The organism is Bradyrhizobium sp., assembly GCF_030646015.1.
Taxonomy (GTDB): domain Bacteria; phylum Pseudomonadota; class Alphaproteobacteria; order Rhizobiales; family Xanthobacteraceae; genus Bradyrhizobium.
The window spans coordinates 20,763-28,355 of the sequence record NZ_JAUSLT010000081.1 but is presented as its reverse complement, the minus strand read 5'-3'; the positions used below and the strand labels follow the sequence as shown (position 1 = coordinate 28,355).

The 7,593-nt window shown below is 64.9% G+C and carries 9 protein-coding genes; 7 read left to right on the top strand and 2 right to left on the bottom strand.

What is annotated here, in order from left to right; all coding sequences use genetic code 11:
- Nucleotides 1–106: 106 nt before the first annotated feature.
- Together Q7T45_RS12410 and Q7T45_RS12405 are read right to left on the bottom strand one after the other, a co-directional pair.
- Nucleotides 107–487, bottom strand: a complete 381-nt coding sequence (locus Q7T45_RS12410) for a hypothetical protein (RefSeq protein WP_304871116.1) — start codon at nucleotides 485–487, stop codon at nucleotides 107–109.
- A gap of 98 nt (nucleotides 488–585) precedes the next feature.
- Complete coding sequence (locus Q7T45_RS12405) at nucleotides 586–819, bottom strand: hypothetical protein (protein ID WP_304871114.1); 234 nt, start codon at nucleotides 817–819, stop codon at nucleotides 586–588.
- Between the two features lie 522 nt (nucleotides 820–1,341).
- Between Q7T45_RS12405 and Q7T45_RS12400 the strand changes: the two genes are divergently transcribed.
- The 7 genes from Q7T45_RS12400 to Q7T45_RS12370 all read left to right on the top strand — a co-directional run bounded on the left by Q7T45_RS12400 (nucleotide 1,342) and on the right by Q7T45_RS12370 (nucleotide 7,523).
- Nucleotides 1,342–2,130: an SDR family NAD(P)-dependent oxidoreductase gene (locus tag Q7T45_RS12400; protein WP_304871112.1), complete on the top strand. Its 789-nt coding sequence runs from the start codon at nucleotides 1,342–1,344 to the stop codon at nucleotides 2,128–2,130.
- Nucleotides 2,131–2,146: 16 nt separating this feature from the next.
- Nucleotides 2,147–2,962, top strand: coding sequence for an MBL fold metallo-hydrolase (locus tag Q7T45_RS12395; protein WP_304871110.1), 816 nt, complete (start codon nucleotides 2,147–2,149; stop codon nucleotides 2,960–2,962).
- Between the two features lie 82 nt (nucleotides 2,963–3,044).
- Entirely contained in the window at nucleotides 3,045–3,770 is a 726-nt protein-coding gene (locus Q7T45_RS12390; protein ID WP_304871107.1) for a FadR/GntR family transcriptional regulator, read from the top strand.
- Nucleotides 3,767–4,675, top strand: a complete 909-nt coding sequence (locus Q7T45_RS12385; RefSeq protein ID WP_304871105.1) for an amidohydrolase — start codon at nucleotides 3,767–3,769, stop codon at nucleotides 4,673–4,675. The genes Q7T45_RS12390 and Q7T45_RS12385 overlap by 4 nt, the downstream gene beginning before the upstream one ends.
- 37 nt (nucleotides 4,676–4,712) lie before the next feature.
- Complete coding sequence (locus Q7T45_RS12380) at nucleotides 4,713–5,714, top strand: TRAP transporter substrate-binding protein (RefSeq protein WP_304871100.1); 1,002 nt, start codon at nucleotides 4,713–4,715, stop codon at nucleotides 5,712–5,714.
- A 25-nt stretch (nucleotides 5,715–5,739) separates the two neighbouring features.
- Nucleotides 5,740–6,249, top strand: coding sequence for a TRAP transporter small permease (locus Q7T45_RS12375; protein WP_304871098.1), 510 nt, complete (start codon nucleotides 5,740–5,742; stop codon nucleotides 6,247–6,249).
- The gene (locus Q7T45_RS12370) at nucleotides 6,246–7,523 is read left to right on the top strand and encodes a TRAP transporter large permease (protein ID WP_304871096.1); all 1,278 of its coding nucleotides are present in this window, start codon (nucleotides 6,246–6,248) and stop codon (nucleotides 7,521–7,523) included. The genes Q7T45_RS12375 and Q7T45_RS12370 overlap by 4 nt, the downstream gene beginning before the upstream one ends.
- Nucleotides 7,524–7,593 lie beyond the last annotated feature (70 nt).

The window sequence follows — 7,593 nt, the reverse complement described above, 5'->3', positions numbered from 1 at the left end:
TCTGAAAATCAGAATATTTTTGCACCGAGGACTTGACGGACTTTAGAGGTGATTTGCCCGTCGGGTAGATTTGTTGAATCGGCTCAACAATTTTGGTCTTCTGGATTTAGTTCTTCGCGCGAACAAATCCGGCGAGTTTGGTTTTCTGGGTCTCGCACCAGGTTGACAGGCCGAGGCGGCGCTGGTCGAGGTCGGTTGATTTCGTCGCCACCGCGACTTCCGACATCAGTTCGGCATCCCCGCGCTCGCCCATTTTTCCACCGGTGTGCATATAGGCGATCGCCTTTCGCACCTTCTCGGTGGTTTCGTCCGGCAGCTGCATCTCCTTCGCCTTCTGCACCAGATCCTGATAGGCCACGTCCATGCCGGGACATTCGACCTTGGCGGCGAAAGCCTGCAGCACCATGGCCACATAGACCGAGCGCGGCTCGGCCTGCGCCGGTGCCGCAAGGACCATCAATCCCACGATGAAGAGACCATAGCGCATTGTCGGCTCCCTGGGTTGGGCAGGAAGACTAGCTCTGACATCATCACCGCGCAACCTCTGGAAGCAGAGTAGTGCAGTGCCAACGACCGGAGACATGTTCAGCGGTTGGCGTCGTCGTCGCTCGGATGCTTGGATTCCTGATGCTTCCGGCCGCCAGAGCCGATTTCCTGGCAGGGCACCGGCGTCCAGGATCCGTCGGCCGCCTTCTCGTAGGCGGTGCAGGTCGCCGCAGCCGACTTATCGTCGGCCTTCTGTGATTTCGCCAGCACGGGGGCTGACATGAGGGCCAGCGCGACAGTTGAGCCGAGCAGGATTCCACCTGATTTTCGCATTGTGAATCCCCTTTCTCCAAACGAGCGATTTCAGAAAAGGATTGTGGTATTTTTTTTGCAAACGTTGCCGGCACGGATCTGCACTCAATGACCGGTTCCGTGTTCTTGCGACAACGGAAGGCACCGCGTTCATCCGCGAAGCCGGTGGCAGGGGCTATTCCGTCCTGCGACTGCGGTCGGGCCTAGTATGGAAATAATTGAGGGTTACCGCACCGGCTATCGACGCGAGGACATAGAAAACCATCAGATCGATGTTCGGGTGTGCTTTAATGAAAGCAAGCATGATCCACTCCCTGGCTGGTGTGGCTTCTTGTTCCCACTTGGGCGAGCCTTGATTCCGAAGAATCTAGGCGCGGGCGCGACGGTTCGATAGTCGACTTTATGCGCAAGGAAGTCGGCATCGGGCGCAATGGGCGTGCGCTCCCATGTTGAGGCCTGCCAACAATCCTGTGCTAGGTTGCCCTCTCTGCCAACTGCCATCCAAGGCAACGTGCAGATATTGTCGCAGGGAGACGCCGACACATGAGCCTCTTGAACACACCCTTCGATCCCGCGCGCGAGGCGGCTCTGGTCACCGGCGCGGGCAACGGCATCGGCCGCGCCATCGCGCAAGCCCTGGTCGGGGAGGGCGTGCGGACCGTGTTCGCCGACGTCAACCCGGATACGGTTGCCGATGCGATCAAGACCTCGCCGCGGCCGGAACTGGGGTTTGCCTTCGTCGGCGACCTCGGGGATCGCGCCGCCTGCGATGCGCTGCTGACGCAGGCACAATCGGCGGTCGGGCGGGTGACGCATTTCGTTCACAGCGCCTCGCCGCCGCGGCGCGAGGCCGATCATGCCATGGCCGTCAGCGACGAGACGTGGGCGCAGATGCGCGCGGTCAACGTCGACGCCGGCTTTCATCTCGCGCGCGAACTGGCGCGGCCGCTGATCGCGGCGAAGGAGCCCGGCTCGTTCCTGTTCCTGACCTCGCTGCACGCGGGCACGCCGCGCAACCTGCCGCACTATTCGACATCCAAGGCGGCGCTCGCCATGCTGGTGAAGGAACTGGCCAGGACGTGGGGCCGCTACGGGATCCGCGTCAACGCGCTGGTGCCCGGCGCCGTCGCCGCCGGCGGTTTCGTCGCCGATCCGGCATTGGCAAGACACATCCCGCTGGGACGCCTGGGCGATGCCGCCGACCTCGCGCCGATGGCGCTGGCGGTGCTGTCGAACAAGGTGTCGGCCTATGTCACGGGATCGGCGGTTGTGATCGACGGCGGACTGTCGCTGATGAACTGGTTCGAACCGCCTGAACTTGGCGATCTCTGAACAGGCGGGACGTCCGATGCCGATTCACATCTGCAGCACGTGTGTCACATCGTACCCGGAAACGCCCGAGCCGCCACGCCACTGCCGGATCTGCGAGGACGAACGCCAGTACGTGCCGCCGGGTGGACAGGCCTGGACAACGCCGGAACGACTTGGCCGCGGGCACGTCAATGCCTGGCGGCAGCTTGAAGCCGGCCTGTTCGAACTTCACACATGGCCGCAATTCGGCATCGGTCAGCGCGCGCTGCTGTTGCGCACCGCCGGGGGCAACATCCTGTGGGATTGTCTTGCCTTGCTGGACGATGCCACCGAGGCGCTGATCCGCGCATTGGGCGGGCTCCGCGCGATCGCCATCTCGCATCCGCATTACTACACCTGCATGCAGGATTGGGCGCACCGCTTCGACTGCCCGGTCCATCTGCACGCCGCCGATTCCGAATGGATCATGCATCCCGATCCCGCGGTTCGTCCCTGGCAGGGCGAGACCCTTGATATCGCCGATGGCGTGACGCTGCTCCGGCTCGGCGGCCACTTTGCTGGCGGCACCGTGCTGCATTGGGCTGATGGCGCCGAAGGGCGCGGCGCGATCCTCAGCGGCGATATCGTGCAGGTGGCGGCGGATCTCAACCGCGTCTCGTTCCTCTGGAGCTATCCCAACATGATGCCGCTGTCAGGCACCACGGTTCGCCGCATCGCCGACACACTCGCGGCCTGGAAGTTCGACCGGATCTACGGCGCCTTTCCGGGCCGCCAGGTGCTGAGCGGCGGCGCGCAGGCCGTGGAGCGATCGGCGGCGCGGTATGTCGAGTTGCTGAACGGGGATCAGGCCTGAAGGGTTTTCAGCGGTCGGCGTCGGCTCCAAGCTGCGAACAACAAACTTGTCTGCTTTCCCACTTGTATGATAACCGGTCAGCATGACCTCGATTACCTCCGTCACCCGTGCCCCGCGCCTGTCCGACGAGGTCGCCCGCCAGCTTACCGCGGCGATTCGATCAGGTGAATTCGCGCCGGGCGCGCGGCTGCCATCCGAAAAGGAGCTGGCGGAGCGGTTCGAGGTCTCGCGCATGGTGGTGCGCGAAGCGATGTCGCGGTTGAAATCGGATGAGCTGATCGATACGCGCCAGGGGCTGGGGGCCTTCGTTGCGGCCGAGCCGGGCAGGGGCCTGTTCCGGCTGGAGCCCGATCCGGCCATCGCCAAGGATCTGCACGACATCTTCCAGCTCCGCGTCGCGGTGGAAGGCGCCGCGGCTGGCCTTGCTGCCGTCCGCGCCAACCGCCGTGAGCTGGCGATGATGCGCGCCTGTCTGCGTGAGATGAAAGTCTCCGTCGCGGGCCGGGAGGACGATATCGAGGCCGACAATCGCTTTCACGCCACCATCGCCCAGGCCTCGCGTAATCCCTATTTCGATCGCTTCCTGACCTTTCTCGGCGCCAATCTGCATGGCGCCATCGCCAAGGCGCGCTCGAACACCGCGGCGCGTCACCCCAGGAGCGTGTTGGCGGTGCAGGCCGAGCATGAGGCGGTGTTCGCGGCGATCGAACGACGCGATGCGCCGGCTGCGGAAGCGGCGATGCGCAGTCATCTGTCGGCGGCGATGGAGCGGCTCGGGCTCGGGCCCTTCACGGGTGCGCGGTTATGAGCGCAGCGCCGCAGGAGCCTCCGGCCTGTCAGGGACCGGACCCGTTCGTCAACCCGCCCGGCTTCGCCGTTCCGGCCCATGCCTGCGACACCCATGCGCATGTGATCGGGCATGTGAACGGGCCTGCCGACCGCTTCCCGATGGTCGCCAACCGCAGCTACACGCCGCCTCCGGCGCCCGAGTCCGCCTATCTGGGCATGCTCGACAGTCTCGGCATGGCGCGTGGCGTGCTGGTCCAGATCAGCGTCTACGGCACCGACAACCGCTGCATGGTCGAGAGCCTGAAGGCGCATCCGGACCGGCTGCGCGGTGTCGCGGTGGTCGCGCCCGATGTCGGCGACGAAGAACTCGAGGCGCTGCACGCGGCCGGTGTGCGCGGCATCCGCATCAACGTCCTGTTCGGCGGCGGCGTGGCGATCGAGGAGATGGAGCGGCTGGCCGCCCGCGTCGCGCCGCTCGGCTGGCATATCCAGTTGCTGATCGACGCGCGCAACCTGCCTGAACTCGGGCCGCGCATGATGAAGCTGCCGGTCGAGGTCGTATTCGACCATATGGGTCACATGCCGGTGTCTTCAGGCGTCGTGCATCCCGGTTTCCAGTGGATGCTGCGGCTGCTCCGCGAAGGCAAGGCCTGGGTGAAATTGTCCGGGGCCTACCGCATTTCGCAGCTGGGCGCGCCGTTCCACGATACGCTTGATTTCGCGCGGACGCTGGTTGCGGCCGCGCCGGAGCGCTGCGTCTGGGGTTCGGACTGGCCACACGTCTCGGTCGAAGGGCCGATGTTCAACACCGGCGCATTGCTGGATTTGCTGCCGCTCTGGGTGCCGGAGGAGGCGGTGCGCAACCGCATCCTCGTCGACAACCCGGCGCGTCTCTACGGATTTGCCACCGCGACCGCCGGCTGAACGGCGGCGCTTACTTTCAACGGGAGGAGTTTTACCCATGGCTAACCTGATCACGCGCCGCGCACTCGGTGCATTCACTGCAGTCGGAATCGTGCTCGCAAGCGCACCGGCTTTCGCCCAGCAGAAGACCGTCATCAAGCTCGGCTGGACCACCGCCGACGGCGCGCAGGATCCCTATGCCACCGGCGCGCGCGCCTTCAAGGAGCGCGTCGAGGCGGCCTCCAACGGCCGCATCGAGGTCCAGCTCTATCCCAACCGGCAGCTCGGCGACGAGAAGCCGATGCTCGAGGGCATGCGGCTCGGCACCGTCGATGCCGGCGTCATCACCAACGCGGTAATCGCCCAGATCGAGCCGGCCTTTCAGCTCAATGACCTGCCATTCCTGTACGAGAACGAGGCGCAGGCCCAGCGCGTGCTCGACGGCCCGGTCGGCCAGAAGCTGGCCGCCAAGCTCGAAGCCAAGGGCGTCAAGCTGCTCGGCTGGATGGAAGGCGGCTTTCGCAACATGATCAACAACGTCCGCCCGGTCGACAAGCCCGAGGACGTCAAGGGCGTCAAGTACCGCGTCATGCAGAACCCTGTATTCATCGGCATGTTCTCGTCGCTCGGCGGCAACGCCGTGCCGATGGCCTGGGGCGAGACCTTCACGGCCGTGCAGCAGGGCGCCATCGACGGGCTGGAAATCCCGCTCGCGGTGATCGAGCAGAACAAGTATTTCGAGGTGACGAAGTATCTCTCGATCACCAACCACACCTATTCCGCCATTCCGCTGCTGATGGCCAAGCGCGCCTTCGACAAACTGCCCGACGACCTGAAGAAGGTGGTGATCGAGTCCGGTGTCGCCGCCACCAAGGCGCAGCGCGAGGCCGCCGGCGCCGCGGCGAAGGATGTCGTCGCCAAGCTCGAGAAGGCCGGCATGAAGGTCAATCGCGTCACCGACTTCAAGCCCTTCCGTGCTTCGGTGGAGAGCGTCTATGAGACGTTCAAGGCTTCGATCGGACCGGAGCTGATGCAGGAAGCGGCGGCTGCCAAGCTGTAACGCCCCGCCACCGCGAGGCCTGGCCATGGACAACCCCGCTTTGCGCGGCGTCGAACGCGTCATCGCGTTCGTCGCCACCGCGCTGAAGCTCAGCCTGATCGCGGCGACCGCGATCATGGTGGGCTGCATCGCGCTGCAGGTGGTGATGCGCTATGTGTTCGGACGCACGCCGTCCTGGACCGAGGAACTGGCCGTGCTGATGTTCTCATGGACCGTGATGGGCGGGCTGGCGCTCGGCGTGCGCGAGGGTTTTCACGTCCGGCTCGACATCCTGATCAATCTCGTGCCATCAGGCGGAAGGCCCTGGGCGGAGCGCGTCATCGAGGCGTTGACGGCGGCATTCGGTTTCTTTCTCGCCTGGTCGGGCCTGCGATTCCTCGACATGACGGGCGGCTCGGTCTCGGCCGCCATCGGCTTTCCGATTGAACTATTGCATGCGATGGCTCCGGTCGCGGGGGGATTGATCGGCCTGTTCGCGAGCTGGCGCATGCTGAGCAACGTGCCGGCCGAAGCGCCCGTGGAATTGGCGCCATGAGCGCCAGCGTCCTGCTGCTCACCGCGGGTTTTGCCGCCCTCGTCACGCTCGGTGTGCCCTTTGCCATCGCCATCGGCATCGTCGTCACGCTGGTGCTGGTGGTGGTCGATATCGAACCCGCTTTCCTGGCACAGCAGCTGGTGGCGGGATCGCAGTCCTTCAGCCTGCTGGCAATCCCGCTGTTCATGCTGGCCGGCGAATTGATGACGGCTGGCGGGCTGTCGCAGCGCCTGATCGATGTCGCCGCCGTGCTGGTGCGTCACCGCACCGGCGGGCTCGCCATGGTCGCGGTGCTGGCGGCGCTGGTGTTCTCGGCGATTTCGGGTTCGGCACCCGCCACCACCGCGGCGATCGGCGCGATCCTGATCCCGGCGATGGCCGCGGCCGGCTACAACAAGGCATTTGCGGCTGCGATCGCGGTCAGCGCCGGCGTGCTCGGGCCGTTGATCCCGCCGTCGATCGCCTTCGTGATCTGGGGCATCGTGGCCGAGCAATCGATCGGTAAACTGTTCCTGTCGGGCATCGTGCCGGGCTTCGCCATCGCCGCGGGGCTGCTGGTGGTTTGCTATGTCCACGCCAAACGCAACAAGGTTCCCAAGCAGCCAAGAGCCAGCTGGGCCGAGACGCGCGCGGCTTTCGCCCATGGCAAATGGGCGCTGCTGTCACCGCTGGTCGTGCTCGGCGGCATCTATGGCGGCATCTTCACGCCGACCGAGGCCGCCGGCATCAGCTGCATCTATGCCGTCATCATCGGCCTGTTCGTCGAGCGGCAGATGAGTTTCAAGGCGCTGCCGGACATCGTGCTGCGATCGGTGCGCACCAGCGCCATCGTCACCGCCATCATCGCGGTGTCGGCGGGTTTCGGCGTGCTGATCGCGCAGGAGCAAATCGCCACCGGATTCGCGACCTGGCTCGCCAGCCATGTCACCGAGAAATGGATGGCGCTGGCCGGGCTCAACATCGCGTTCTTCCTGCTCGCCGCCGTGATGGACGAGATCGCGATCATGGTCATCCTCGGCCCGATGCTGATCGCCATCGCCACCAAGTTCGGCGTCGATCCGATCCATTTCGGCGCCATCATCGTCACCAACGTGGCGATCGGCATGGCGGCGCCGCCGATCGGCTATTGCCTGTTCGTCGGCATGGCGATTTCCGGGCTGAGCCTGACCCAGATATCGCGGGCGATCTGGCCGCAGATCATCGTGATGCTGATCGTGCTGTTCCTGACCACCTACATTCCGTCCTTTGCGCTGATGTTCGTGCCGGGAAAGTAGGGGAACACAGCGGGTTCCCGCGCGTTGGTGCTACTCAGACACCGTTTGCGCAGAGGTGACGCCTGCTTCA